Annotated in this window: 1 protein-coding gene; it reads right to left on the bottom strand. The window is 37.0% G+C overall.

The genetic code is table 11. The features are described 5' to 3' along the window. Positions 1 to 10 precede the first annotated feature (10 nt). Positions 11 to 235 (bottom strand): hypothetical protein (locus H6A07_RS10070; protein ID WP_204814772.1); only part of this gene is annotated, 225 nt, incomplete at its 5' end.

The raw sequence follows: 235 nt of genomic DNA, 5'->3' as shown, positions 1-235 counted from the left end.
AAATGAGCGACTATCTTGTTTTCAGTATCAGTTTTGAACGTGTGGGTGATTCGGCTTTTGAAACAGAGAAGACAATTTCGCGCAGTTTATGCACTAAAATATTCATAGTTGTGGTCTTACCGTACTGGCGGGGTCGGTTGATGATAAAATACTTCCATTTTTCTATCAAATCAAAGGATTGCCCTAATTTTTTAGAGACATCAGCCATGTAATGATATTTTTTGAAACAAGTCCC

Source organism: Olsenella uli, from assembly GCF_016899935.1.
GTDB lineage: Bacteria > Actinomycetota > Coriobacteriia > Coriobacteriales > Atopobiaceae > Thermophilibacter > Thermophilibacter uli_B.
This window is presented reverse-complemented; position numbering and strand designations above follow the sequence as displayed.